The organism is Pseudomonas moorei (genome assembly GCF_042846945.1).
Taxonomy (GTDB): domain Bacteria; phylum Pseudomonadota; class Gammaproteobacteria; order Pseudomonadales; family Pseudomonadaceae; genus Aquipseudomonas; species Aquipseudomonas moorei.
Genome location: NZ_AP035776.1, coordinates 4,310,802 through 4,336,589, shown reverse-complemented (window position 1 = coordinate 4,336,589; position 25,788 = coordinate 4,310,802). Strand labels below are relative to the sequence as shown.

The window sequence follows — 25,788 nt, the reverse complement described above, 5'->3', positions numbered from 1 at the left end:
CAGTCCGCACACAGACAGGTATGACCGTGGCCCAAACGACCAAATACGTCATCAAATACAAGCTCAACGGCGAGCGTCGCTTCGAATTTGCCCAGCTTGAACACGGCACCCCGGAAGAGGCCAAGGCCGCGCTGGACGCCATTCACGGCCAGAGCGAAGACGTCATCAGCGATATCAGCGTCAGCAAAGCGCTGTAATGCCTTGGGGGGCGGCAATTCGGTTGTCTGCTCCCGGCGTTGAAAATTCGACCGCAAGTGTCGGAGTGTTCGCGCCATCACCGCCCCTTAGACTGGCCGTCTCACCTTTATTCAAGGAGTCGGAACCATGTCCATCGACTGGGCGCGAGTGGAACGGCAACTCGATGAGGACGGTTGCGCAGTCCTGCGGTCGCTGTTGAACCCTGATGCCTGTGACTCGATCAGCGCTCTCTACCCTCGATCCGAGCCCTTTCGCTCGCAAGTGATCATGGCTCGTCACGGATTTGGCCGTGGTGAGTACAAATACTTCCGATACCCGTTGCCGGATCTCGTCGCCCGATTGCGCAAGGCGTTCTATCCACGTCTGGTCCCGATTGCCAATCGCTGGCAGGAACGGATGGGGTTGCCGAACCGTTTTCCCCAAGACCATGAAGATTTTCTCGCCCTTTGCCACGCAGCCGGCCAGCAACGCCCGACGCCATTGCTCCTGCAGTATGGGCCCCAGGACTACAACTGCTTGCATCAGGACCTGTACGGCGAATGCGTGTTCCCGCTGCAAGTGGCGATTTTGCTGTCAGAGCCGGGGGAAGATTTCACCGGCGGCGAATTCGTGCTGACCGAACAGCGCCCACGCATGCAGTCACGCCCACAGGTTATCGATCTGAGGAAAGGTGATGGCGTGATCTTTGCGGTCAGTCAACGGCCGGTCAAAGGTAGCCGAGGCGACTACCGGGTGACGATGCGACACGGCGTGAGTCGCCTGCACAGCGGAAAACGGCATACCCTAGGCATTATTTTCCACGACGCATTATGAACACCATGAAGCCGACCACCCTTGATCTGTTCGCCGACGCGGAGCCCGTGCAGCAACCCCGACGCGAGCAGATCGGCGAACAGTCATATGTCTTGAGGGGCTATGCCCTGCCCTGGCTGGAGCGTTTACTGCCGGCACTGGCGGCTGTGCTGACAGCGGCACCGTTTCGGCAGATGGTCACGCCTGGCGGTTTTACCATGTCGGTCGCCTTGAGCAGTTGCGGCCATTTGGGCTGGACCACCGACCGCAGCGGTTATCGCTACACGCGCCACGACCCGCAGACCGGCCAGCCCTGGCCGGAAATGCCGGAAGTGTTTTTGCAATTGGCACAAGCCGCGGCGCGGGAGGCCGGATTCAGCGATTTTGTCCCCGATTCATGCCTGATCAACCGATACGTCCCGGGGGCGAAAATGTCATTGCATCAGGACAAAAACGAAAACACCTACGCCGCGCCGATCGTCTCGGTATCGCTCGGATTGCCAGCCATGTTCCTCTTCGGAGGTTTTGAACGCAGTGAAAAAAGCCAGCGTATACCGCTGCTGCACGGCGACATCGTGGTCTGGGGCGGTGTCGATCGCTTGCGATATCACGGCGTCCTGCCGATCAAGGAAGGCCAACATTCACTGCTGGGTGAACAACGGATCAACTTCACCTTCCGCACGGCGGGATGAATCTTTCGGATTTGACCGCAAGCAGCGGAGTGTGACGACACTCCAACGTGGTTAATCTGCCGCAAACAGGTCAACGGACGTACCGCCATGACAAGCCAATCGCCAAACATCAGCACCGAACAAGATCCTCGCTGGGCCGCCGTCGTCGCTCGTGACCCGCAGGCAGACGGACAGTTTGTTTATGCGGTGAAAACCACCGGAATCTACTGCAACCCCAGCAGCCTGGCGCGTTTACCAAAGCCGCAGAATGTCGAATTCTTCGATACCGCCGAACAGGCGCAAGCGGCGGGTTATCGTCCGAGCAAACGCGCGGCGAAGGATCAAAGCGCCGTGGCCGCGCAGCATGCCGCCACCGTGGCCGCCGCTTGCCGGCAGATCGAAAACGCGGACGTGCTCCCTGCGCTGAATGAACTGGCTGCGTCTGCGGGCCTGAGCAGCTTTCACTTCCATCGTGTGTTCAAGGCGGTCACCGGCCTGACGCCCAGGGGCTACGCTGCAGCGCATCGTTCACGCAGGGTTCGGGAGCGCTTGACCGATGGCGGTTCGGTAACCGACGCGTTGTACGACGCCGGTTTCAACGCCAACAGCCGCTTTTATGAAAAGGCGGATCAACTGCTGGGCATGAAACCCACGGATTACCGCGCCGCCGGCCAGAACAATGACATCCGTTTTGCCGTCGGCCAATGCTCCCTCGGCGCGATTCTGGTGGCGCAAAGCGCACGCGGGGTGTGCGCGATTCTGTTGGGCGACGACCCGCAGCAACTGGTCTGCGATCTGCAGGACAAGTTCCGCCGGGCCAATCTGATTGGCGCCGATCAAGACTTCGAGCAACTGATCGCCAGGGTCGTAGGGTTCATCGAGGCCCCGGCGCTCGGCCTGGACTTGCCTTTGGATGTGCGTGGCACGGCGTTTCAAGAGCGGGTCTGGCAAGCCCTGCGGGACATTCCCGTGGGCAGCACGGCCAGCTACGCCGATATCGCCCGGCAAATCGGCGCGCCGAAAGCCGTTCGCGCGGTGGCTCAGGCCTGTGGCGCGAACAGCCTGGCGGTCGCGATCCCCTGCCACCGCGTGGTGCGCAGCGATGGCAATCTGTCGGGGTATCGCTGGGGTGTGGAGCGCAAGCGGCAACTGCTGGAACGGGAAGCGCAGCCCTAGCGGATGCCGATGTACACCGCCACGGCCTGCTCGGCGCTGTAGCGTTCGAAGTCAGTGGCGTAGCGCCGCTGGATCTGCGGGTTCTCCTGGAAATAGCCCCAGATGCGTTGCCAGGCCTCGATAACCGCCTCAGGCATCGGTCCCTTGCCTTCGAACACCAGGTACTGGCCCGCTTCGATGCTGATCGTCTCATAACCTTGGGCCGGGGTCGTGACGGCGATCCCGGCGGTCACATCGAATGCCCCGCCGGCATCCGACTCGTACCCGGAATACACGCCGTAGACCGCTGATTCGGGTTGTTCCGGGGCAATGCGCTCAAACAATCGTTCGCTGTAGAAACGGCCCCACATCGGACCGATCTTCGCCGTATCGGCCGATTGTTCCGCACTGTTGAAGGTCCGTACCTGCAGCCCCGAAATGCTCAGCGGATCCACGTAGACCTGTTTGATTTCCATTGAGGCGCCACTCCCTGTCGTGAGGTATGCGGCCCCCACGAGCCGCAATGGCGCCCACCTTGTCAGCGATTGACGTCGACGACAACCCTGCCCCGCAGTTGGCCGGCGAGCAAGCGTGGTGCCGCTTCAATCGCTTCGCTCAACCCGATTTCATGGCTGATCAGCGGCAACAGGGCAAAATCCAGATCCCTGGCCAGACGGTCCCACGCCTGCACCCGCTTGGCCTTGGGTTGCGTCACGCTGTTGATGCCCGCCAGGGTCACGCCACGCAAGATGAAGGGGGCGACAGAGGCCGGGAAGTCCATGCCCTGCGCCAGACCACAGGCCGCGACCGTCCCGTTGGCCTTGGTGCTGGCGCAGGCATTGGCCAGGGTGTGACTGCCGACCGAATCGATGACCGCGGCCCAGCGTTCCTTGGCCAGGGGCTTGCCCGGCTCGGACAACGTGGCGCGGTCGATGATTTCGCTCGCCCCCAGTTGCTTGAGGTAGTCGTGTTCCGAAACACGGCCGGTGGACGCCACCACCCGATAACCCAGTTTGCTCAGCAGTGCGATGGCGAAACTGCCTACGCCGCCGTTGGCGCCCGTCACCAGGATTTCGCCTTGCTCGGGGGTTACGCCGTTATGCTCCAGCGCGAGAATACACAGCATGGCCGTATAACCCGCGGTGCCGATGGCCATTGCCTGGGCAGCGGTAAACGCCTTGGGTAGCGGAATCAGCCAGTCGCCATTCAGACGCGCCTTCTGCGCCAGGCCACCCCAGTGCCCCTCGCCAACTCCCCAGCCATTAAGCAGGACTTTGTCACCCACCTTGTAATCCGGATGCTCGCTGACTTCGACGGTACCCGCCAAATCGATCCCCGGCACCATCGGGAATTTTCGCACCACCGGGCTGCTACCGGTGATCGCCAGGCCGTCCTTGAAGTTCAAGGTGCTGTAGTCGACACGCACGGTCACATTGCCTTCAGGCAACTGATTGTCGTCGATCTGCTGCAGCGCGGCGCGGTAACCGCTGTCGTCTTTCTCGATCAAAATACCTTGGAACATGACTGCCTCCTGGTGAGATCACTCGTTGTGGTGCGATTTAAATACCACATCGTAAAAAAATGCCGCATTCGACTTTAAGCCAATCCATAATACCGCCGGTTTTTTCCATGACCTGCGGCCATGCTTTTTTTGGCGTTCAGGCTGGCTCGTCCGGTAACTCGCGAATCGATGCCTGACCCATCACCTTTTTGGCGCCGGTGGCGGGCTGCGTCGCCGCTGATTCAGCTGCAAACTTGACTGGCCTTGGGTCAGCCTTTGCTGCTACAAAACCGCTTAAACCCTCCTGCCCGGTTTCAACGTCGGAGACCTTCCAAATGAACCCATGGCCAGACACGCGTATTCTTGATCTGTTCGGGATTGAACTGCCCGTTATTCAAGCCCCCATGGCCGGTGCCACCCAGTCGTCCATGGTGATTGCGGCAAGCAATGCCGGTGGCCTGGGCTCCATGCCCGCCGCCATGCTCAGCATCGAGCAATTGCGCGCGGAGCTGACGACCATTCGTCAACACAGCTCGCGCCCGTTCAACGTCAACTTCTTCTGCCACCAGCCGCCGGCTGCCGATGAGCAACGCGCACGAGACTGGAAAAACCTGCTGGAGCCCTACTACCGGGAGCTGGGCGTCGACTTTGATGCGCCGACGCCAGTGTCCAACCGCGCGCCTTTCGATCACGCGGCCTGTGAGGTGGTCGAAGAATTTCGCCCCGAAGTCGTAAGTTTCCACTTCGGTCTGCCGGAACAATCCCTGCTGGATCGGGTGAAAGCCACCGGCGCAAAGGTCGTGTCCTCAGCCACCACCGTCGAAGAAGCCATCTGGCTTGAGCAGCATGGCTGCGATGCGATCATCGCCATGGGCTATGAAGCAGGAGGACATCGCGGGATGTTTCTCAGTGATGACCTGAGCAGCCAGGTCGGGGTCTTTGCCCTGGTGCCACAAGTCGCCGATGCGGTACGGGTGCCGGTGATCGCTGCTGGCGGCATTGCCGACGCACGAGGCGTCGCGGCAGCCTTCATGTTGGGTGCGTCGGCGGTGCAAGTGGGCACGGCCTATCTGTTCACCTCGGAAGCCAAGGTCAGTGCGTCTCATCACCGGGCGTTGCGCACCGCCCGGGAAAGCGAGACCGCCGTCACCAACATTTTCACCGGACGCCCGGCGCGCGGAATCCTCAATCGGGTCATGCGCGAGCTGGGGCCGATGAGTGACAAGGCGCCGGCCTTTCCGCTGGCCGGCGGCGCGTTGATGCCTTTGCGAGCGAAGGGCGAAGCGGATTTCAGCAACCTCTGGGCCGGACAGGCGTTCCCGCTGGGGATGGAAATGACAACGGCAGAGTTGACCCGACGGCTTGCCGAAGAAGGGTTGGCCAAGTTGCTTGGGCGCTGACGATCCCTCAAGCCAACACCAATCTATGGTGAAGTGGGCAAGCTCCCTCACCACAGTCCAGTGCAACTCATTCCGTTGGCAGGCATTTCGCTATATATTCTCGTATATAGCGTTACCACCCCCTCTCTGTAATGCCTGTCACGGAGCCGTTTCATGTCCCTTAGCGCCTCACGTTTTGCCCCCACTTGTCTGGCCAGCCTTCTCGCTGTATTCACCTTTGGCTCTGCCCACGCGGACGAAGTCCAGGTGGCGGTTGCAGCCAACTTCACCGCGCCGATCCAGGCAATCGCGGCAGACTTCGAAAAGGACACCGGTCACAAGCTGGTGACCGCCTTCGGCGCGACGGGTCAGTTCTACACCCAGATCAAGAACGGCGCGCCGTTCGAAGTGTTCCTTTCGGCGGACGACACCACCCCGAAAAAACTCGAAGACGAAGGCGACACGGTCAAGGGCTCGCGCTTTACCTACGCGGTCGGCACCCTGGCGTTGTGGTCGGCCAAGGAAGGCTATGTCGATGCCCTGGGCAAAGTCCTGAGCGACAACCAGTACCACCACCTGTCCATTGCCAATCCGAAAGCCGCGCCGTATGGCCTGGCGGCCACCCAGGTACTGGCCAGGGAAGGTCTGACCGACAAGGTCAAGGACAAGATCGTTGAAGGCCAGAACATCACCCAGGCCTATCAGTTTGTCTCCACCGGCAATGCGGAATTGGGCTTTGTCGCGCTGTCGCAGATTTACAAGGACGGTAAAATCACCAGCGGTTCGGCCTGGATCGTGCCGGCCAACCTGCACGACCCGATCAAACAAGACGCGGTGATCCTAAACAAAGGCAAGGACAATCCGGCTGCCAAGGCACTGGTTGACTACCTTAAAGGGCCAAAAGCCGCCGCCATCATCAAGTCCTACGGTTACCAACTCTAAATGACGCTATCGAGTGCCGATTTTTCCGCCATCTGGCTGACCCTGAAACTGGCGTCCCTGACGACCGTCATCCTGTTGGTGATCGGCACTCCGCTTGCGTTGTGGCTCTCGCGCACCCAATCCTGGCTGCGCGGCCCGGTCGGGGCGATCGTCGCCCTGCCCCTGGTGCTGCCGCCCACGGTGATCGGCTTTTATCTGTTGCTGGCACTGGGCCCGAACGGCTTTGTCGGCCAGCTCACCCAATCACTGGGGCTGGGTACCCTGACCTTCAGTTTTGCGGGGTTGGTCATCGGTTCGGTGCTGTACTCGATGCCGTTTGTGGTCCAGCCTCTGCAAAACGCTTTTTCCGCCATCGGCACGCGCCCGCTGGAAGTGGCCGCGACCCTGCGCGCCAATCCCTGGGACAGCTTCTTCAGCGTGACTCTGCCCCTGGCCCGCCCCGGCTTCATCACCGCCGCCATTCTCGGCTTCGCCCACACGGTCGGCGAATTCGGCGTCGTGCTGATGATCGGCGGCAACATTCCCGATAAAACCCGGGTGGTCTCGGTGCAGATCTACGATCACGTCGAAGCCATGGAATACGCTCAGGCCCATTGGCTGGCCGGGGCCATGCTGGTGTTCTCCTTCGCGGTGTTGCTGGCGCTGTACTCCAGCCGTAAAACCAGAGCAGGCTGGAGCTGAGTGATGATTCAAACGCGCCTGAAATTGACTTACCCGGGGTTCCACCTCGATGTCGACCTGCAACTACCCGGCCGTGGTGTCACGGCGCTCTATGGGCATTCCGGCTCGGGCAAGACCACCTGCCTGCGCTGCATCGCCGGTCTGGAAAAGGCCGATCAAGGCTTTATCCAGGTCAACGATGAAGTCTGGCAGGACAGCGACAGGAAGATTTTCGTGGCGCCGCACAAGCGGGCCCTGGGTTACGTGTTTCAGGAGGCCAGCCTGTTTGCGCATCTGTCGGTGCTGGGCAATCTGGAGTTCGGTCTCAAGCGTATCCCGAAACCGCAGCGCCGGGTCCACATGGCCCACGCAACCGAACTGTTAGGCATCGGCCACCTGCTGGATCGCCATCCACAACACCTGTCGGGAGGGGAACGCCAACGAGTCGGTATCGCCCGCGCCCTGCTCACCAGCCCGAAACTGTTGCTGATGGATGAACCGCTGGCCGCGCTGGATGCCCAGCGCAAAAGCGAAATCCTCCCCTACCTGCAACGGCTGCACGACGAACTGGACATCCCGGTGTTGTATGTCAGCCACTCCCAGGATGAAGTGGCGCGCCTGGCTGACCACCTCGTCCTGCTCAGCAACGGCAAGGCGCTGGCCAGCGGCCCGATCGGCCAAACCCTGGCGCGCCTGGACTTGCCTCTGGCGCTGGGCGACGACGCCGGCGTGGTGATCGAAGGCAGCGTGAGTGCCTACGACAGTGACTATCAATTGCTCACCCTGCAACTGCCCGACACGGACTTGAACATTCGCGTGGCGCACACGCCGATGGCCACGGGCCAGGCGTTGCGTTGCAAGGTTCAGGCGCGGGATGTCAGCCTGAGCCTGCACAGTGCCGAGCACAGCAGCATCCTCAATCGCCTGCCGGTCACCGTGGTCAGCGAGTTGGGCGCCGACAATGCCGCCCATGTGCTGATCCGTCTCGATGCGGCGGGGACCCCGCTCCTGGCGCGTATCACCCGCTTCTCCCGCGACCAGTTGAACGTCCACCCCGGCCAGCAACTCTGGGCACAGATCAAAGCCGTGGCGGTGCTCGCGTAACGGCATTGGCACGACTGAGCCGGCGTGGGGTCAATGCCTTTAACGGCCCCCTGACGCCTTGCCAAGGACTATCGCCATGCCCGATGCGCTGCCTTCCGACTTGCACTATGTCGATGACACCCAACCGGGAATCAGCCGCAGGAAACTGCGCGGCAAGTTCTGCTATTTCGATCCGACGGGACAACGCATCACCGAGCCGGACGAGATCCAGCGCCTCAACGCCCTCGCGGTGCCACCGGCCTACACCGACGTCTGGATCTGCGCCGATCCGCGCGGGCACCTGCAGGCCACCGGCCGCGACGCCCGGGGTCGCAAGCAGTACCGCTATCATCCGCGCTGGCGTGAGGTTCGCGATCTGGACAAATATTCGCGCCTGCGGGATTTCGGCCTGGCCTTGCCGAAACTGCGCAAACGGCTGGAAGCCTTGTTGGCCGCTCCGGGCTTCAGCCGCGACAAGGTCATGGCCACGGTCATCACCTTGCTCGACGCCACGCTGATCCGCGTCGGCAACACTCAATATGCCCGGGACAACCGCTCCTACGGCCTGACCACGCTGCGCAACCGGCATGTCGAGATCAACGGCAGCGCAATCCTGTTCCAGTTCCGCGGCAAAAGTGGCGTCGAACATCAGATCACCGTGAAAGACCGGCGACTGGCACGCATTATCAAGCGCTGCCAGGAGATCCCCGGACAAAACCTGTTTCAGTACCTCGATGAAAACGGCGAGCGACACACCGTCACGTCCTCCGACGTCAATGCCTACCTGCAAACCCTGACCGGTGCCGACTTCACCGCCAAGGACTACCGCACCTGGGCCGGCAGCGCGCTCGCCCTGGCGGTGTTGCGAGAGTTGCAATGGCAACCGGAATCGGAGGCGAAACGGCATGTGGTGGAGATGGTGAAAAACGTCGCACGACAGTTAGGCAATACGCCGGCGGTGTGCCGCAAGTGCTATATCCATCCAGCCGTGCTCGAAGGATTTCTACTGGGTGCGTTGGCTGAGTTGCCCAAGCCACGAATGCGTAAAGGCCTGCGCGCCGAGGAAGTCGGATTGGCCATGTTGCTGGAGAAATGGGTGTCTGAACCGACGAATTGACTTGTCTATTTTTTGCACGATTGCAAATGGCTTCTATAGTTGATCTGTACACGAATCAGCTGCGGTGACGCCATGGAAGACATTTTCGTCGTGAAGCGATGCAACAAGATCATCATTCACGGCCGCCGGGCCGGAGAAACCGCTCACCTACCCCCTGACGCCGCCGTCTGGTATCGCATCGCCGATACCCGAACCCACGGCTTCATCGGTGACGGTTACGATCTCGAGGAAGACGCCCGGCACGTTTGCCGACAGCTCAATGCCAGGTCACACGTCATGGCCCGTCAAGGCTGACGCGCTCTAGCGTGCCCCATACGGGTCTATACTCAAAGGAGCTGAAGGATCAGCGCCCCGTCGGTAGAAAGCTCGCCTCCCGCGGGCTTTTTACTGCTAACTACCAGGTTTCTTAAGCGGAGGTGTTTCCCATGTCCGAAAAAGAGTCCATCACCACCCTGCTCACCTTGCTTGATTCGCGCCAGGTTCGCCTGGCTGCGGCGTGCAAGGAAATCGCCGACTGGGTCGATCATCAAGGCGGACATCCGACAGCCCTCAGAATTCGTGATCGTCTGAACGACATCGAAAAGGATACGCCGCTGATTCGTAACACCCTGTCGTCGCTCAAACCTGTCGACCCGCCGCTACCCCGGTTCAGATGATTCGATCCGGACGCTCGATGCGAAGACACGGCCCGACGCGGCACGCATGATCGGCGACGCCATCGTCACCGGTCGCGTGCCTGCCTGATCGCCTTCCACCTTTTCCTCGCCCCAGCCACGCGCCGGGATTTTCTTGTGCTCCGGCAAATGCCGAACGTCCCTGGTTGTGAGTGGTCCAACGCTTACACGTCACCAAGGAGACGTTCTAATGGTCACTCACTTCAAAGTCAGCGGGCATTTGGCCTGCGGTCACAAGGGCAGCAATCTCACCTCCACGCGTGAACTCAACCGGGTGAAATGCAGAAGCTGCCGCAACACCGACGTTTTCAAGGAAGCACGCCGGAACGAGCGTAACGCGGCACGTCGCGCCGCACGCAAGGCCAAAGTCGCGCATATCGTCACTGACTGGCGCCAGGCCTGGACCGAACGGTTGGCGGCCATGGCCGGACGGCAAAGACTGCCCCGGGGATTTGGCAGTCAGGCTTTCGTCTAGACGCACACATCGGGCCCATAAAATCGGCCCGATTTTCATCGGCCCGGACGACACCCGCACCTTCACGGTCGCCTCCCGCAAACGGCCAGATCAGAAAAGCACTCTCAACGTTGTTTAGACCTCTGGAGCTGATGTCCGACGCGCTGCATTGGCGATAATCGGCTTCCTCGACTAGGGTCTCAGACGTATCGAACTGCGACACCTTTTTTGACAGGAGCCTGATCAAGGAGGAACCGATGTCACCCACTCGTAGTGCCGAACAAACCTATCGTCAATGGTCCAGCCCCATCCTGCTGGAACTCAAAGCACGAGAGCACCAGTTGACCCCGTCAGACCGCGAAGCGTTGCAAAATATTCTGCTGGAAAGAAGGTTGATAAACAGCGGCAATCCCGCAGGCCCGGATCGGCGCATGTCAGCGCCGCCCGGTGACGCAAAGAGTTAAAACTGCTTGTATTGGAGAGCCCGGCCCCGATGTCGGGCTTTTTCATTTTTGCCGCTTGTCAGGCTCCCGGCACCTTCCCCGCCGATGCGGATAACTGAACGTCGCCGGCCAGGGCATGCATTCCACGGAAGGAGTGGATTCATTTATTGACGGGTGGTAGCTGGCGTAACCCCCAGAGCAGCAACAGCGCCGCCATGATGATTGCGATCCCCACACTCGCAAAACCGGCGGTCACCAGCCCCTCCTGCCATGCCCTTGCAGCCTGCCTTGCCCCGGTGAACGGCGACATGGCGGTCGTGCCGAAAATGGCCGCCAGTGTCGTAACCGCCCAGTTCGCATAGGCCCCGTAAAGCAGCGTCCAGTAAGCAATCGCCTTGTTGCGCGAAGAAAGATTCACCTCCATCCAGACCGCGCCGACTGCCAAGAGCAGGATTCCGTTCATCACCCCCTCTAGGTGCGCCGTAAGCCCCATGCGCGGATTGCTGAATTGCTGTTCGACGAGGCCGGTACACAGGCCCAGGAAGAACAGAAACATGCCATGCCACATCAATCTGCGTCGGGTGTGAACCATGAGCTTGTGCCTCTCGAGACTGACCGGAAGCTGATCCTCCAATCCATCTGAGATCAACTCTAGAGGGTTCTGCGACAGAGCGTGGGCCTGAGGCGGGCTGCACGTGGCTTGCGGATCGCCCTCACCGGTCGAGTTTGAACGACGTCAAGCAATGAGCATTCAGGGTGCCTGGAAACTCTGGAGCGATTCAGCCTTTCTTCCTGCGAACCCCATTTCGATCGGCGTTTTCAAGAAGAACACGGAAATGTCCTCAACCTCCAACCTCCTGAACAACCTTTCAGATTCATCCTCGGTGATGGCCATGCGAATCTCCGTAGGTTGATCCGCAAGCTCAAAAAAGTGCGAGGAATGCATTCGACCTGTGTGTCCAAAACCTTCAATGCCCGTGGACAACGTTGCGCCACGCAGCCCCATTTCTTTCGCCAGATCAACGATCCAGTCGCCGAGCATTTTCCCCTGATACCGGCGGTTCTGTTGAGTAAAGAAAATCACCAGGAACCCGTTCATTTTCATCTCCTCACCGCATGCCAATCATTTGATAGGTCAAGAGCCCGGCAGCGGTCATCACCAATGAGCCCACGACGTGCAATGAAACCGAGCCGAGTGCCCACAGGAGCCTGCCTTCCTGAATCAGGGCAACTGTTTCGGCTGAAAACGTGGAAAAGGTAGTCAGTCCCCCACAGAAACCCGTGATAACCAGCAGACGCCACTCGGGGCTCAGGGAGGGGGATGCGGCCAGGAACGCGATAGCGAAGCCGATGATGTAGCCCCCGACCATGTTGGCCGCCACAGTGCCGGGAGGAATCGTCGGGAACAGCGCATTGAGCTTTATACCCAGCAGCCAGCGAAGCCAGGCGCCAAGTGATGCGCCGACAGCAATAACCAGGAGTGATTTCAGCATGGTTGCAGGTCTCCTCCTGGCTGATCTGGCCGAGGGGATGCGAATAACCGCCTGGCACAAGAGCAAGCTGGCTGAAGAATGGGTGTCATGATCCTGTCCTGAGTTGAAGGACAGGTGCACGCCTACGCTCCCTGTCCAGGGTTGACGCAGGCATCATCAGCACAAGGCGGTTAAAGGAGGAATGCCATCTCCTGTATTGAACCTATAGTACGCCGCCGCGCGGGCTCAAGCGTCACTAAACAGAGCCAGGCCGGGCATGCCAAGGAAAGTTTCAGGTGCACGACTGACAGGCAAAGGCGGCTACAGGGCGCAAATGCGGAAAAGACTTTTTGATGGCGAAAAAAGAAAGAAGGGCTTGCATGAGGTATCTCATGCAAGCCCTTGATATTCATGGTGCCCGAAGCCGGAACCTAATTTAACGAGAAAACACCAGCGTTTACTGGGTATTCACATCGAATAGAATTTCAAATGTGCTATCCAGTGTACTTTTCAGCGTCCGCTGGGCCGTTCTTTATCACTGGCTCAAACCATCATACGCCTGTTCGCAGGTCATTCCCCTGGCTCTGGCTTGGTCAGCCGCTTCAGCCAAATCGCCCGCTCTTTGATCAGCGCGCTTGAGCACGTCGGCAAGCACCATTGCGGCGCGGGTAGCTGCCTGACTTGCGGCGGCAGTGCAGGAATGGCCGCTCGCTGCACTGGCTGCGAGTCGAGCGGCAATAGCGTCGGCCGCCCCGCGCAGGCTGTCAGCAGAAGCACGAGCAGTGGAAGCATCAGCAGTTGCTTGATCGATAAGTCGTTGGCCATCTTGCACCGCCTTGTTGATTGACTGTTGGTAGGCCTGCTCGCGTGTACGCTCGGCCGCCTCATTGGTAGCCTTGGCCTCGGCGTCTCGGGCATCGCGAGCATTCCACTCGACCTGCCACTTGGCATCCGCGACCGTCGCGCCGTGGTGATAGGCGCCGAACAGCGCGCCGGCCACCAATGCGAGCGCAGCTATATAAGGAAGGATTCGCAGCCATAAAGAAGGCATGTTGTATACTCACATGAGGTCTAAAATTTCTGGAGGTACGGGATGAGCACCGAAGAATCTGGCTATTACGACGGCATCGCAGTATCAATTACTGATGGTGAGCAATCTGTACGCAAGCGCCTTTATGCAAAAGGTGCAAACTCAGTTTCTCTGCACGGAGTAACGGCCTCAGTGACTCATGACTCGCTCATCATCGACATGCCTCCCTCTGGAGGCGGCGGTGGAGGCGGACCATCCCAGCCTGCGCGCGTCTCAAACGGCTTTTCGGCGTCAAACTCATACGTTAAGTCGCCGGAAGAGAAAAACGTTTGGACCTGCATTGGTGCTGGCGGCGGCCCCGGTACTGACTCTAAGTAAGCACCTTCAGCGCTTTGTCATAGAAGGCTTGGCGCTCGGCCAGGCCGTTGATCCCACCGTTGATGCGCCGTGTGATGCCAACGAAGTCGCCAGCGTCGGCCAGAGCGTTCAGGTTGCGTGAATTCCAGAACCACGCAGCCGACTTAGCGGCCCACTCGGCCTGCTCGAGCAGTTCAGGCGTCCGAAGCAGCCTGTCGTCGCCGAACAGCGCCTTGCTGCACGCCAAGTAGTTGTCGTGGCCGGTGATCTGGATCAGGCCTCTGCCCCGGTACTTCTGCCCGTCACCGTCAGCCTCGGGCGTATTGCCCAGTCGCTTGGCCAGTGGCCCGGTGTCGTACTTGCTCAGGTATTGGTCGCCGCCCAACTCCCGGACGTACCGGAACTGGCCAGACTCATGTCCAACTTGAGCAATGAACGCCGCCATGCGCAACCGGGTATTGATCTGGTAGCGCTCCATCGCCAAATTCAGCGCAGACGCAAAAACGCCGGCTTGTTTGCCGGCGTTCGGGAGGATCTGCAACAGCTGCTGCGCGGTGATAGGCATGTCAGATCGCCTTGTACAGATTGATTTTGGTGGTCATGCCCAGCGGCTCGCTGTCGGTGCCGGCATCATCTGGCTGTACCTTGAAGCCCATGCGGATGACGAAAGCACGCGCGTCATTCCACTGGCGAACCAGATAGAAGCCATACCAGCACTTGCCGCCGTTCTCGGTCTTGACGAACTGCCAGCCTGCATTACCCGGCTTGTCACGGACGAAGTAATCGCCCTTGTAGGTGATCGTGCTTCCCGCCACCGGTGCCTGCCACAGCTTGACGAAGCGCATGTTGTTGACGGGATTACGAACCGCAGCCCACCACCACATGGCCAGAAACGAATCGACCGGCCAGCCAAACGGCGTATTGGCCGCCCACCAGCCGCGTTTGTCTCCAAGCAGCCCGTCATAGTCGTTGCCGAACAGCCACGCCCAACGCGGCAGGTTGATGATGGGGCGACCATCGCTGCCGCTGATACCCGGCACCCTGAAAGGGATCGCCGCAGCCACCACAAACAGACCGATCAGGTCGAGAACGATGTTCGTCACCAGCAGGAATACCCACTGAACGAGCGCCTTGCAGACGTCGAGCATGATCATTCTCCAGGCGTAAAAAAACCGCTCAAGGCGGCTGGGTCGACTCAGGTGAATCAGGGTTGTGCGGGCCAGGGTGGGCTAGCTATCGTCAGATCGATGCGGTTGACCGCAATCCGGTACTGCTTCCATTTCTTGAGCAAGGCAGTTTCTTCGGCGGTGGCTTCGTCAAGATCCACCGCGTCTTGGAGTGGCGCGATGGCCAACGTTGCAACGGCCAACATCGCATCCTTGGCCGCCGTGTTGGTCATCAGAATTTCAGCGGGCGTGGGCGCAGGCTTTGGCGGCGGAGTGAAATTGGCGCCGTCATACAGGTAGCCGATGCTGACATCTGATCCTTCTTCCAAGGCCACGGCCTCAGACCCTTCTGGCGGGGACCAGTTGTAGATGTTGCCATCCCACACAACGGTATTCACCACAACACCATCCCTTACTTCTGCATAAATTCCCATCAGGCACCCCTTATGCGTATTCGTAAACAATCACAATTCCTGGACCACCACCGCCGCCTACTTGGCCAGCGCTCGATGCGCCGTTGAGCGCACCGCCGCCGCCGGCACCGACAGTGGCTGCCGCAAGGCCTGCCGCTGTAGACGTGCCCTGTCCAAATCCGCCACCACCCCCAAGCGGTGATGCACCGCCTGTACCGGAGAAAAAACTGCTCGCGATGAGGGAGGCAGCGGGGGCTCCCGGCTGGCCATTGCCATTGAATATGTTGCCGGCTGTACTTACCGCGCCACCTACTCCACCGACCGCACCGTAAGGAGAAGGCGCAGTAGTCGTCGCACCGCCACCGCCACCACCCGCCACCAAAAGCGTGCCGAACGAAGTGGCGCCACCAGATCCCCCGGCTGCACCAATAGCGCCACCAGAGCCTGCTGCGCCGATTGTTATGGTGACGCCGGAAAATCCGGATGTCAGGCGCCCGATTGTTCGGCTACCGCTCCCGCCACCACCCGCACAGCTGTTTTGGCCGGCGGCGGTCGCAGCCACACCGCCACCGCCACCGCCTGCGCCTGTTAGGTCGACAATGATGCTGTTAGTTCCTGATGTCGGTGTGTAGGTACCTGAAGAAGTTAACCTCCTAATATTTAAAAGGCTACCAGGGGCCGGGCGAGTGGAGTCTAGTGGTCCTAAATCAATCCAGAGCGCATTGGTACTGTCGCGCTGCCTTAACCGACCAGTCCCAGTGTCACCCCATATCTGGCATGGAAATGTCGGGATCGGCGCTACTGCGCCGCTACTCTGCGAGGCGAGCGCAGCGAGTGCATTATTCAGGTCCGCCCTGAATGTGGCGCCGGGGCCGTTGGCGATGTTCATGTCATGCTGCGACATAAGTCAGTATCCCTTTGAGATGTAGTCAATCGAGCGCCCAGATTGAGCAACTCCACTTGAATTTCGGATGTAGACGGTAAAGCCCGTCACCGTCTTGGCCGACACGTCCAAGTAGTCGCCCGGGGAAAGCCCCTGCGCGGTTAGGCTTACCGCTGGACTTGCATTAAATGGAGGGGAGTAAGTAATGGTCAGGCCGCCGGCAGGAACCACAAGATCGTTTCCGGTCTCAATGCGATCTGGCATGTCAATGACTACCTGAAGCGTCGAGACATCAATCCAGTTCGTCGCTCGTGCTACCGAGCCACGAAGCTCAAAGTCAAACTGTCGTGCTCGATAATCACCAACAACGAAAGGCTTCCAGTCAGACCAAACTGCTGGAGAAACGTCAGACGTCCGTACCCACAGCGAGAGCGAAGCCCCGTTCGGAGGATCGCCATCGATGCTCTGCAACGAATCGAGGTCGGTGACTGTTTCGATGTAGGTGCCATCGTCATAAATCAGCGCCTCGACATTCGCTGTCAGACGACTGTCGTAGACGTACCCAAGATCCGTGGGTGCGGCAAACCGATACGACATGGTGGAAACGGATCCGCCGACTTTATCGATCTCACCCGCAATGGCGTCGATATCCGCAACACCATCAATCAGCGTGACGCCCAACAACTTCAGCACGCCGCTGGTAGCCGCCGCATTCACTGCCACGCCTGCGAATGCAGGCGATTCCGACACTGTCAAAAACACGTTTGCCGGCAACGGGACCTGGGCGTCAGACCATACTTCCCTGATCGGGCCGCCAACCCCTGATGAGTCGACAGCGCGAGCCAAGTACTTTCCAGGAAGCAGGGCCACGACTGAGGAAGTCGATCGACCGGCTACGTCGGTCAGTGGCAGCGCAAGGTCCCATGTTGCTGAGGTGCTGCGTGATTGCCGTATGGAAATGCTGCCGCCGAGTTTGACGTCAAGCTCCGGTGCCGGGTCCCAAGCTAGTGTTGCAACGCTGTTGATAACATCAAGCCGCAACCCGTTCAGCGCTGATGGTGGAGCTAACAAAGCTTGCGCGCTATATGTCTGAACGGACGCTGCGCCTGCCATGCCCAGTACGGACTTCGGCGTAATGCGTATCGACCAAAGACCAGACGATGCCGAGTCGAAATCGATATTAGGTGTCGAAATCTCGCCGATGTATTCCCAGTTTCCTCCAGGCCTCATTGCCTCGACCTGATAGCGCATTGCCCGCGCCGGAGGTGTCCAGCTGACGGACAATCGCGCCGCTGCCAATCCAGTACCAGTGTCGTAGAGCGACTCGAGGAAAGTCAGCTGCCCCATTGGATCTGGAGCGGATAGGTTGACGTTACTGATCGGGTTATCGACGTCAGGCGTGCCGTATTCGACCTCGTTGAACTTGTCTGGATCAAACGCTACGGCGCTGATGGCATAGGTGCCGTCTTCACCCTCGCTGATGCCGATAACGCGATACTTCTGCGTCTCCAGCGATGGAGTCGAGAACACCCATGGTGCCGAGGCAAGCGGCGCAGCAGCCAGTGGCGGAGATACCGTGATCGATGTCGATCCAGCCCCAACAGCGACTGGCGCACTCGCATATGTGCCGTCGGCCATGACAACACTGACTACGCCAGTCCCAGCGAGGCCGATGGGCGCATCCAGTAACAGGGTCGACGCCGTACTGCCTGGCAGAAGACGGCCGCCATTGCGCGCGCCGGCCCGGTTCGCGTCGGCGATATCAATGATGTCGCCCGGCATCGGGATGGCTCCGTCTGCGCCGACAGCAAAAGTCACTGCTTCGCTTTCCGCATACAGCAACCAACGGCCCAAGCGACGGGCTTGCCCGCGTGACGTGCAACCAATAGCGACCACATCGCTTTGTTGGATGCGCCCCCACTTCGCGATCAGCTCTGGGCGCTCAACTATTTCAACCGACTGCTTATACTGCTGCAGCGGATCGTTCCAGGTGACGGCGGCGACGTTGTATCGCTGGTCTGAGGCAACGGACTGGTAACTGAAATCACCGCCAACCACGCTGGAATTGTTAAACAGGTAGCGACTTGACCGTGGAGCGTCCTGCACAGCGGTCAGGGTGCCGCCCGCCCAGAAGCAGATAGCGCGGAACACGGACACCATGTCATTGACCAGCTTCCAAGCGTCCTGCTGAGCAGTCAAAGCCATGTTGCAGGTAAATCTAGGCTCCCATCCACCATAGCCGTCGGGTACCAGCGCATCGCAAAACTGAGAGATGCTGTACAGCGCGTACTTATCGATCAGAGTCGAGTCGAGCAAACCACCCAGCCCATAGCGGGTGTTTGTGAGCATGTCATACCAGATCCAGGCCGGGTTGTCGGTCCAGGTGCGATAAAAATTACCGTCCCAAGAGCCGATGTATTGGCGATTTACTGCGTTGTAGTTGGTGGGCACCAGCACCAGCATGCCTTTGACCATAAAGGACATCCGCGGAATGCTGGAAAACTGCTGAGCATCGAGCGAGATGCCTATCATCGCCGTATTCGGGTAGCGAAACTTTTCGTCCCATAGCAGGGTGTAACTATCGAAAAAGGTGCGATTCTGAATCGCCGCCGATCCAGAGTCAGCAGACAGGCGCGTGACACGAATGAAACGAGTAAGGCCGCCGGAAGCTGGAAGACGCACGTTGTACGAAAACTGTGTGCGGCTCATGGTCTTGCCGGTGATAGTCACGTCCGAGCAGAGCTGAAGCCACGCACTGGTACCGAGTTTCCCCTCAACGCGAAAGCTCACGGTAGAGCCGTTGGTATCACCGTTCTGTGTGTTTTGCTCAGAAAGCTGTGGGACGCTGACGGTGATCCGGGTAGCGTCGACGCTCGTATCAGTGATAGCGCGCTCAATCGCAATGCCAGCTTTTAATTCGACACCTACAGATTGCTCAGCCTCAAGCCCCGTGATCGGCATGTAGGCCTGACCCTGCGTCCCATCACGGGTATCCAGACCTACGCTGGAAAAGTTGTAGCTGCCGTCTGGGTTCTGAAGCGGAACATCATCAAAGTAGGTGCCCATCGGGCCGCCCAGTACCCCTAGAATTGGGCCCTCTGATAACACATGCAATATCCTTACATGTTGAGTTGAGCGGATGCTATCTGGTGCCTCCACGGCAGCACGGGAAGAACTCCCACTGCTGCTGCTGCCGCCACCCTTACCACCTCCCTTCCTGCCAACAATGACTTCACTCATACAGGGAGCGCCTCCGCCCAGGTTCCGACTGAAACAACACTGGAGCCCACCAACATCTTTCCGTAAACCACGGGCACAGGAAGGCCCTGTTGGGTCGAGTTGAACGCACCATTGAAGAGGTAGCTGGGTTTGTTTTCGGTGCTGGCTTGGTCTTCCTGGCTTCCAGTTTTCGGTGTAGGCGACAGCATTTGCACGACACCACCGATTGTCATGGCGATACCAAGAGAGACGAGCGCGCCACCTATTGGTCCGGAAAATGGAGTAGCAACCACGCCTACTACTATCAGCGCAACTCCGAGCACGGTTTGAAAAAGACCACCGTTCTTGCTGCCAGAAACTACGGGGACGATACGAATCTCAGTTGTGCCGCTCAAGGTGAATCTGTCCTCGCCGACATTCTCACGATTACGAAAAATGGCGTAACGCTGGCCTCGGCGAGCGGAGTCTCGGATGAAGTCTTCGAAACCAGGGACAGTGTGCTTTAGTGCATTGAATGCCTCACTTGAAGTGCCGGTCTCGAGTTTTTTAAAGTGTTCGCGACCACAGGCTTTTGCGAGGCTTCCGGAGAGCAAGATCCTGGTCATTCCCTTATCGGCAGCAGCGCTCATACTTTTCTCCAGGCAATAAAAAACCGCCCGGAGGCGGCTTAAGTTATCTGCCCGTTCTTAAAGGCAGTCGATTACTGGCTGTTTCCAGCCGTCTGTTCCAATTTTTGTCGCCGGGAAGTACGCCTTGATGGCTGACCCGCCAGTCTCTCGATCAATGCTGGCGAGAGAGATCACGCCGTAAAAAGTGCCTGACGCCGAGATCTTGTATCCATGTTCGGTTTCAACCGAGGTAGTGGCCGGGTTTATTGCAAGCCACTTCGGACCAAGACAGCGCGCATACTCTTGCGGCGTTTTGTTACTTTTTACTTGAAGGTCTGGCCCATCATTTTCACGCCCCTGGATCGTGCACCCCACCAGCATGATCAGTGCCAGGGCTGTTATAGCTTTCCGCATTGCTGAGCCTCCATGTGTTTTGGCGACTTTAGCAGGGAGGTGACGCGTAAATACAGGGCCTAAATTTGCGAGACTCCTGTGAACGGTGACGTTTGACGGCAATCATCAGGGGCTTTCACACCCCTGTACCGCATGATGTGCGTCGTGCACTCCCGGTATGCGCGACCGTAGACCTCGCGACAGCTCAGCCGGCCATAGAGGTGATGCAGCAGCACATCACCTTCCAGCCAGATCGCGCCGTGGCACGGAGTTGGGCTGCCGATTGCCATGACAATCAAATCGCCTGGCTCTGGAGTGTCGACCGGCACAAAACCGGCCCGCTCGAAGTTATCGACGTACAAGTTCTCGCCATTGTGCCACCAGTCGTCCTTTCGGTAGAAGTCCATCAGCTCGATGCCCAGCACCTGCCGGTAGTAGTCGCGAACCAAGGTGTAACAGTCAATCACGCCGTGGACGAAGACCCGGCCTTCCAACGGCATTTCGCCTTTTGCTGGCATCTCATGCCAAGTAGCAATGCCATTGTTCAGGCCGATAATCCACCAGGCCATACGACTGACGGCGTGGCTGGCGATGTCATGCAGGCTTGGCTCAGGACCGGCGTCTGGATGGGAGTGCACCACAGCCACGATATCGCCCATGTCTTCAGCGACGGCGTAATCCTCTGGATGCAGAATGAAGTGATCTGGTTCATCAGATTGATTGCGGCACGGGACATAGACCGGCTTTCCGCGAACACTGACAACCAGGCCCACGGCTTCACGTGGGTAATCGGCGCGGGCGTGCGCCTCAGCGTCTGCTCGGCATTTGTTGAACAGGTCAGTCATAGTCAAAGTCTCGGAACGCGAGCAATCCCCGGGAAGCCGCCGAACGGCAACTCACCATTGGCGCCAAAGCGAAGCTTGCAGCCCGTGGCGGTACGGCTGCATTGGTCCCTTGCGGGGTCGCTGGTTGGGTTGTTGGCATAATCTGCCACTGGGCCGCCGGCATATCCGCATTCGCCAGAGCGATAAGCCCATAGGCAAGTGCCGGCGACGACTTGGCGCCGCGGCAACTTCACGCCTTGCAGATCGAGGGGCGAGCCAAGTTCGAACTCAATCGCTGCAGGGGTCTCGTTGGCCTTGCGTGTGATGATCCAGGTTTCAGCCGGATATTCCTCGGTTGGGCTGGCTGTAGGATTCCAGCTTGCTCCGGCCTTTTGGTAAGCCAGTAACCCCCTTGATCTGCTCAGTTGCATGCTGGTCACGTACAGGCCGCTGGCACCATCACCTGTATATGTTTCATTACCCGAGGCATCGCGGGGCAAAACTCGGAAATCGAATGAGGTTGCCGCTGGATCTAAAAGACCAGAGCACCACAGCAAATAATAACCTCCGCCGAGATCTAATAGTCCACGATCTGGGCTTGGCGTGGCTAGCGATAACCCAGTTTGCAGGTCCATATAGTTGTCGGCACGAAAGCCGATGTTGTCAGCCAGGCGAATACGCACCTGAGGTCGGCTTGCGTTACGCAGCTTGACCACGGCTGACGCGGTGTAATATTCCCCAGGGAATACCGCCCCAACCTGACGTATGTAGTGCGTCGTGGTCAGCCCTTCTACCAGCTGACTGACTTGCGATCCATAAGGATCAAATAGTGCAGGCAGAGAGGCCGTGACGCCGGCCTTCGTCCAGACCGTTTGAGTCGCCTCTTCCGACCACAACAGATAGTTACTCTGAACGAAGTTCACCGCATCCATGTACTTAACCAGCGTGCGGCGGCGCTTGAGTTTGGCGCCGAGCAGGTCGTCGTACTGTCTGCACAGCGCGGAAATGGTGCCGCCGAAGTTGCCGACTTGAAGTTTGGGGCGAGCCGGAGAGCCTTGGCTGGGCGTGGCGAACTCCTGTGCCTGAATCGGCCAGGGTGTGTAGACGTTGCCCTGCCAGATGACAGACCCCCGGTTTTCATTGGTACCGGCGTGGAAGCGAATCGTCTGGTCAGGCAACACCAGCTCAAAGCCTTCCCAGATCGTCAGGCCGGTTGATAGTGAAAGCTGACCTTGAAGTGCACTCACTCGAACACCTCCTCAAAGGTCGCTGACAGGCTATCGATGCCGCGCGCCACATCGGTACGCGTCCACTCACGACAAACAAAAACCCCGATCGGGTGACCGGGGTGGGTGTAGTTGAACGCCTCGACGGCGCCTCGGGCGATCAGGAAGGCATCAATGGCATCAATCTCTGCCGTGATCCGCTTGAACACTAGCGAGTACTTGCGCGGCTGTCGGTTGATGCCGGTTCCTTGCCGCTGCTCGTAACCATCGCCGAACTTGATCACCTTGACCGTCGGGGTGATCACCCTGGAGGCGTCATAAGTCGCCCGCCATGTGAATGCCAGCATGCTGCCTCCTTAAGCGAGTTGCCCGCCGTTACGGCGCGCGGTTGCGATTTCCTGCCGGCAGACGACCTTGATGGCTTCAGCCAGGCGTGCCGGATCAGGTGAGGCGCCGCCACCATCGGAGGCGTCCACCGTCACGCTGACGTTTACCGTGCTGGAATTGGCCCCGCCACGAACGCCGAGACGACCTTGTGAATCGCGGGCCAGAGGAACAATGGCTTCGGGGCCCGCCTCACCCATCACGCCGGTTTTTCCGTTGGCCATGCCGAAGGCTGTTGGTGAGCTGACCACGCTGTCGGAGAATGCGCCGCCCTTGGCGAACATCTGCACACCGCCGGACCAGGCGCCGCCCTTCGCTTGCGGGAAGTAGGTCGACGAGTAGCCGGCCTGTGACGCCCCGAGCGAGGTAGATGAACTGCCGCCGAAGTACGAACTCGCCGCACTGGAGGCCAAGCCGAACAGCCCGCTGAGCGCAGACGAACCGGCCTGCCGCGCCGCGATACGCGCCATATCCGCCAGGACAGACTTGGCGAAGTCCGAGAACGACAGTTTTCCCGTCAGGGCGAACTGTGCGACGGCGTCCTCCATTGAGCTGAACGCGTTGGTGAACAGGCTTTTCGTCTGCCCGGACACATCGCGCGTCGACTCAAGGTAGTTCTGCCACGCCGACGATGCGCCTGAGGTCCAGTCGCCCTGGGCAACCGTCATCTTGTCGTAGCTTTCGACCGTGATGTCGCGCAGATCCTGCTGACTCTGTGCCACGGCCTTCAGCTTGGCGTTGTACTCATCGAGGCTCATGCCGCGCGAGCCGTCACCGTACTGGTTAGCCAGATCGATGCGCTGGGCGTTGGCCTTGTCGTCGATGCCATTGAGCTGGTTATTCAGTCCGCGCTGTCTATCGCCCATCCCGAGGCTAGCGGCTTCCCTATCGCCTTGCTGGCGAAGCGTGACGGCCTGTTGTTGCAGCGCATCGGTGTAGGTCTTGATCGCCAGGGCCTGCTTCTTGACCCGCCCTTCCTCGTTGGTCGCGAGGACTTCGAGCTGGCTATCCGCATCCTTTTGCGCCTTGACCATGTTGGTGCGCGCATCGGCGATCTTCTGGTCCAGTTGGATGCGCTGTTCGCCCGTGGTGCTGGACTTTTCCTTTACGGCTTCCAGTGCCGATATCTCGGTCTCGTAGGCCCGGGTGACCTCTTCACGCTCCGCCCGGATCAGCGCGGTACGCTGGTCGAGGTAGTTCTGCTGCGTGATCAGTCCGGCCTTCTGCTGCGCCTCAAGCTCTTTCTCGGAGTTCGAGTAGGTGGCCTGGAGATCTTTGATCGCGTTCTGGGCGTCGTTGTAACCGCTCAGGTTGAGCTGATTCGCCTTCCCGGCCGGGTCCTTGTTCTTATCCTTGATGTTCTGGATGTTCTTGGCGACGACGTCAGCCTGGACCAGCGGGTTATTGGGGTCCGCTTTACGCAGATCCTCGACGTCCCGCTTGTACTCCTTGATCAGCTTATTTCGCTTCTCCTCGTTGGTGAGGTTGGCGTCGCTGATGGCCTTCAGCTTGGCGGCAGCGTCGATCCCGTCCTTCTGGACTTGAACTCGGTCACCGATGAACTTTGTCCGCGACTTCTCGGCTTCGATCTGAAGCTCGAGGTAGTCGAGATCCTTTTTGTCCTGTTCGTTGTTCCGGGTATCAATGCCCATCGCTGCCGCACGGCCGCCGCGACCCTGATTCGATTGCAGGCGCTGACGAATCTCTGCTGCTTGCTGCTCCAGCGACTGCGTCCGGCCCACACTCAGTGTTGCGTCGAGTGCACCAGCAGCGGCCGCCTTGATTCCCTTCCACGCGCTTTCGATCAGACCAAGATTCTGGGTGATCTCTCCAGTACGAGAATTGATGGTCGACGCGTAGGTATCGGTTAGCAGCTTGGTCGCACCGATGGTGTCGCCCTGCTCTTTCAGCGCGACGATCTGCGAATAGACCGAAGCAGTTAGAAATCCATACTGGTCATTCAGCTCCTTGGCTGCCGCGACCGGGTCCTTGGCGATCTTCGCGAATTCGGCGATTGTTTCGTCAACCGCCTTACCGGTGGCCCTCTCCATTTCCAGCGCGGCGACGGTTATTTCGCCAAAGCTATCGGCGGCGATCGTGCTGCTACCAGCCAGCTTGGCTAATACCTCAGCGGCTGCACCAGTAGTGCCAACAGTCGAACTCACCTGAGTAGCCAGGGTTGCCAGCTGATCAGCGCTAGTACCGGCCGCATTGCCAGTCAGGATCAGCGCCGTATTGTAGGCTGTCGTTTCCTGGGTGCCTTTGTAATAGGCAAGCCCAAGGCCGGCAGCTGCTGCCGCCGCCAGAGTGAACGGGTTAACAAGCCCGGCAACGTATCCGCCAAGGGCTCGCGCAGCAGGACCAATCCCGCCAAACATGTCCTTGAGCTGACCGCCTTGTTGCAGGAGGACCGTCAGCGGGGCCTGGCCACCTTGCAGGCTGGTGATGATGTCAGTTACTTGAGCGGGCACACCGCGCAACGCTGCGGCGGTTTGCGCCGCTGATACGCCAGTGGCCGCAGTCTGCTTGCCGAGCTTTGCCGTGGCCGCCTCAGCCGCTTTCGTCTCGGCCGCCATCGCCTTGATGGATGCACTGGCCTTCTTGCTCTCACCGGATAGGCTCTCCGTAGCCTTCTCTGCCTTCGCGCCAGCCTGCGCCAGACCATCCAGTTCCGTGGATGCCTTGGCTACCTCACCGGTCTCTACCTTGATCCCAAGGCTGGCGATGTCTTGTGTCATGCCGCT

General features: G+C 59.3%; 30 protein-coding genes and 1 riboswitch. Of the genes, 14 read left to right on the top strand and 16 right to left on the bottom strand.

Translation table 11 applies throughout. The features are described from left to right. Window positions 1-26: 26 nt before the first annotated feature. The 4 genes from ACGJAX_RS20600 (at window position 27) to ada (ending at window position 2,837) form a co-directional block, all read left to right on the top strand. The gene (locus tag ACGJAX_RS20600) at window positions 27-197 is read left to right on the top strand and encodes a hypothetical protein (RefSeq protein WP_090327338.1); all 171 of its coding nucleotides are present in this window, start codon (window positions 27-29) and stop codon (window positions 195-197) included. Between the two features lie 127 nt (window positions 198-324). After that, window positions 325-1,011, top strand: coding sequence for a 2OG-Fe(II) oxygenase (locus tag ACGJAX_RS20595; protein ID WP_390955939.1), 687 nt, complete (start codon window positions 325-327; stop codon window positions 1,009-1,011). Window positions 1,012-1,016: 5 nt separating this feature from the next. Continuing rightward, on the top strand, window positions 1,017-1,682 hold the full coding sequence (alkB, locus tag ACGJAX_RS20590; protein WP_390959941.1) for a DNA oxidative demethylase AlkB: 666 nt from the start codon (window positions 1,017-1,019) through the stop codon (window positions 1,680-1,682). A gap of 87 nt (window positions 1,683-1,769) precedes the next feature. Then, the gene (ada, locus tag ACGJAX_RS20585) at window positions 1,770-2,837 is read left to right on the top strand and encodes a bifunctional DNA-binding transcriptional regulator/O6-methylguanine-DNA methyltransferase Ada (RefSeq protein ID WP_390955938.1); all 1,068 of its coding nucleotides are present in this window, start codon (window positions 1,770-1,772) and stop codon (window positions 2,835-2,837) included. Here the strand turns inward: ada and ACGJAX_RS20580 are convergent. Both ACGJAX_RS20580 and ACGJAX_RS20575 read right to left on the bottom strand, forming a co-directional pair. Continuing rightward, window positions 2,834-3,292, bottom strand: a complete 459-nt coding sequence (locus ACGJAX_RS20580) for a GyrI-like domain-containing protein (RefSeq protein ID WP_248916295.1) — start codon at window positions 3,290-3,292, stop codon at window positions 2,834-2,836. The genes ada and ACGJAX_RS20580 overlap by 4 nt on opposite strands. A 62-nt stretch (window positions 3,293-3,354) precedes the next feature. After that, window positions 3,355-4,338 carry an MDR family oxidoreductase gene (locus tag ACGJAX_RS20575; RefSeq protein WP_090322281.1) on the bottom strand — a complete coding sequence of 328 codons (984 nt, stop codon included), beginning with the start codon at window positions 4,336-4,338 and terminating at the stop codon, window positions 3,355-3,357. Window positions 4,339-4,652: 314 nt separating this feature from the next. Between ACGJAX_RS20575 and ACGJAX_RS20570 the strand changes: the two genes are divergently transcribed. The 9 genes from ACGJAX_RS20570 to ACGJAX_RS20530 all read left to right on the top strand — a co-directional run bounded on the left by ACGJAX_RS20570 (window position 4,653) and on the right by ACGJAX_RS20530 (window position 11,090). After that, window positions 4,653-5,717 (top strand): DUF561 domain-containing protein, encoded by a 1,065-nt coding sequence (locus tag ACGJAX_RS20570; protein ID WP_390955937.1) that lies wholly within the window; start codon window positions 4,653-4,655, stop codon window positions 5,715-5,717. A gap of 153 nt (window positions 5,718-5,870) precedes the next feature. After that, entirely contained in the window at window positions 5,871-6,638 is a 768-nt protein-coding gene (gene modA, locus ACGJAX_RS20565; protein WP_390955936.1) for a molybdate ABC transporter substrate-binding protein, read from the top strand. Then, window positions 6,639-7,319: a molybdate ABC transporter permease subunit gene (gene modB, locus ACGJAX_RS20560; RefSeq protein ID WP_390955935.1), complete on the top strand. Its 681-nt coding sequence runs from the start codon at window positions 6,639-6,641 to the stop codon at window positions 7,317-7,319. 3 nt (window positions 7,320-7,322) lie between these two features. Then, window positions 7,323-8,402, top strand: a complete 1,080-nt coding sequence (gene modC, locus ACGJAX_RS20555; RefSeq protein WP_390955934.1) for a molybdenum ABC transporter ATP-binding protein — start codon at window positions 7,323-7,325, stop codon at window positions 8,400-8,402. A 76-nt stretch (window positions 8,403-8,478) separates the two neighbouring features. Further along, window positions 8,479-9,498 carry a DNA topoisomerase IB gene (locus ACGJAX_RS20550; protein WP_390955933.1) on the top strand — a complete coding sequence of 340 codons (1,020 nt, stop codon included), beginning with the start codon at window positions 8,479-8,481 and terminating at the stop codon, window positions 9,496-9,498. 72 nt (window positions 9,499-9,570) lie between these two features. Continuing rightward, window positions 9,571-9,792 (top strand): hypothetical protein, encoded by a 222-nt coding sequence (locus ACGJAX_RS20545; RefSeq protein WP_248916300.1) that lies wholly within the window; start codon window positions 9,571-9,573, stop codon window positions 9,790-9,792. A gap of 131 nt (window positions 9,793-9,923) precedes the next feature. Beyond that, entirely contained in the window at window positions 9,924-10,154 is a 231-nt protein-coding gene (locus ACGJAX_RS20540) for a hypothetical protein (RefSeq protein WP_008055683.1), read from the top strand. Window positions 10,155-10,362: 208 nt separating this feature from the next. Next, window positions 10,363-10,647 (top strand): hypothetical protein, encoded by a 285-nt coding sequence (locus ACGJAX_RS20535; protein WP_090322299.1) that lies wholly within the window; start codon window positions 10,363-10,365, stop codon window positions 10,645-10,647. A gap of 236 nt (window positions 10,648-10,883) precedes the next feature. Then, entirely contained in the window at window positions 10,884-11,090 is a 207-nt protein-coding gene (locus tag ACGJAX_RS20530) for a hypothetical protein (RefSeq protein WP_090322301.1), read from the top strand. Between the two features lie 139 nt (window positions 11,091-11,229). Here ACGJAX_RS20530 and ACGJAX_RS20525 read toward each other — a convergent pair whose 3' ends face one another. The 4 genes from ACGJAX_RS20525 to ACGJAX_RS20510 form a co-directional block, all read right to left on the bottom strand. Then, on the bottom strand, window positions 11,230-11,625 hold the full coding sequence (locus ACGJAX_RS20525) for a hydrogenase (RefSeq protein WP_390955932.1): 396 nt from the start codon (window positions 11,623-11,625) through the stop codon (window positions 11,230-11,232). Between the two features lie 195 nt (window positions 11,626-11,820). Next, on the bottom strand, window positions 11,821-12,168 hold the full coding sequence (locus ACGJAX_RS20520) for a DUF190 domain-containing protein (RefSeq protein ID WP_090322304.1): 348 nt from the start codon (window positions 12,166-12,168) through the stop codon (window positions 11,821-11,823). 10 nt (window positions 12,169-12,178) lie between these two features. Beyond that, window positions 12,179-12,562 (bottom strand): fluoride efflux transporter CrcB, encoded by a 384-nt coding sequence (crcB, locus tag ACGJAX_RS20515; RefSeq protein WP_090322306.1) that lies wholly within the window; start codon window positions 12,560-12,562, stop codon window positions 12,179-12,181. A gap of 140 nt (window positions 12,563-12,702) precedes the next feature. After that, window positions 12,703-12,763, bottom strand: a riboswitch (Fluoride riboswitch). A 313-nt stretch (window positions 12,764-13,076) separates the two neighbouring features. After that, on the bottom strand, window positions 13,077-13,592 hold the full coding sequence (locus tag ACGJAX_RS20510; RefSeq protein WP_390955931.1) for a DUF2514 family protein: 516 nt from the start codon (window positions 13,590-13,592) through the stop codon (window positions 13,077-13,079). A 42-nt stretch (window positions 13,593-13,634) separates the two neighbouring features. On the opposite strand from ACGJAX_RS20510, the gene ACGJAX_RS20505 reads away from it, so the two are divergent. Beyond that, on the top strand, window positions 13,635-13,949 hold the full coding sequence (locus ACGJAX_RS20505; protein ID WP_390955930.1) for a hypothetical protein: 315 nt from the start codon (window positions 13,635-13,637) through the stop codon (window positions 13,947-13,949). Here ACGJAX_RS20505 and ACGJAX_RS20500 read toward each other — a convergent pair. The 10 genes from ACGJAX_RS20500 to ACGJAX_RS20455 all read right to left on the bottom strand — a co-directional run bounded on the left by ACGJAX_RS20500 (window position 13,942) and on the right by ACGJAX_RS20455 (window position 25,782). Further along, a complete protein-coding gene (locus ACGJAX_RS20500; RefSeq protein WP_390955929.1) occupies window positions 13,942-14,493 on the bottom strand; it encodes a glycoside hydrolase family 19 protein in 552 nt (183 codons plus the stop codon). The genes ACGJAX_RS20505 and ACGJAX_RS20500 overlap by 8 nt on opposite strands. Before the next feature lies 1 nt (window position 14,494). Beyond that, the gene (locus tag ACGJAX_RS20495; RefSeq protein ID WP_390955928.1) at window positions 14,495-15,076 is read right to left on the bottom strand and encodes a hypothetical protein; all 582 of its coding nucleotides are present in this window, start codon (window positions 15,074-15,076) and stop codon (window positions 14,495-14,497) included. A gap of 56 nt (window positions 15,077-15,132) precedes the next feature. Next, window positions 15,133-15,528, bottom strand: coding sequence for a tail fiber assembly protein (locus ACGJAX_RS20490; RefSeq protein ID WP_390955927.1), 396 nt, complete (start codon window positions 15,526-15,528; stop codon window positions 15,133-15,135). 886 nt (window positions 15,529-16,414) lie between these two features. Then, window positions 16,415-19,630, bottom strand: a complete 3,216-nt coding sequence (locus ACGJAX_RS20485) for a phage tail protein (RefSeq protein WP_390955926.1) — start codon at window positions 19,628-19,630, stop codon at window positions 16,415-16,417. Next, window positions 19,627-20,238, bottom strand: coding sequence for a tail assembly protein (locus ACGJAX_RS20480; RefSeq protein ID WP_390955925.1), 612 nt, complete (start codon window positions 20,236-20,238; stop codon window positions 19,627-19,629). Before ACGJAX_RS20480 ends, ACGJAX_RS20485 begins: the two co-directional genes overlap by 4 nt. A 57-nt stretch (window positions 20,239-20,295) precedes the next feature. Beyond that, window positions 20,296-20,631, bottom strand: coding sequence for a hypothetical protein (locus ACGJAX_RS20475; protein WP_390955924.1), 336 nt, complete (start codon window positions 20,629-20,631; stop codon window positions 20,296-20,298). 59 nt (window positions 20,632-20,690) lie between these two features. Then, a complete protein-coding gene (locus tag ACGJAX_RS20470; protein WP_390955923.1) occupies window positions 20,691-21,455 on the bottom strand; it encodes a Mov34/MPN/PAD-1 family protein in 765 nt (254 codons plus the stop codon). Window positions 21,456-21,457: 2 nt separating this feature from the next. Further along, the gene (locus tag ACGJAX_RS20465) at window positions 21,458-22,681 is read right to left on the bottom strand and encodes a phage minor tail protein L (protein ID WP_390955921.1); all 1,224 of its coding nucleotides are present in this window, start codon (window positions 22,679-22,681) and stop codon (window positions 21,458-21,460) included. After that, window positions 22,678-23,007 (bottom strand): phage tail protein, encoded by a 330-nt coding sequence (locus tag ACGJAX_RS20460; RefSeq protein WP_390955920.1) that lies wholly within the window; start codon window positions 23,005-23,007, stop codon window positions 22,678-22,680. The genes ACGJAX_RS20465 and ACGJAX_RS20460 overlap by 4 nt, the downstream gene beginning before the upstream one ends. Window positions 23,008-23,016: 9 nt before the next feature. Then, window positions 23,017-25,782 (bottom strand): phage tail tape measure protein, encoded by a 2,766-nt coding sequence (locus ACGJAX_RS20455; protein WP_390955919.1) that lies wholly within the window; start codon window positions 25,780-25,782, stop codon window positions 23,017-23,019. Between the last annotated feature and the right edge of the window lie 6 nt (window positions 25,783-25,788).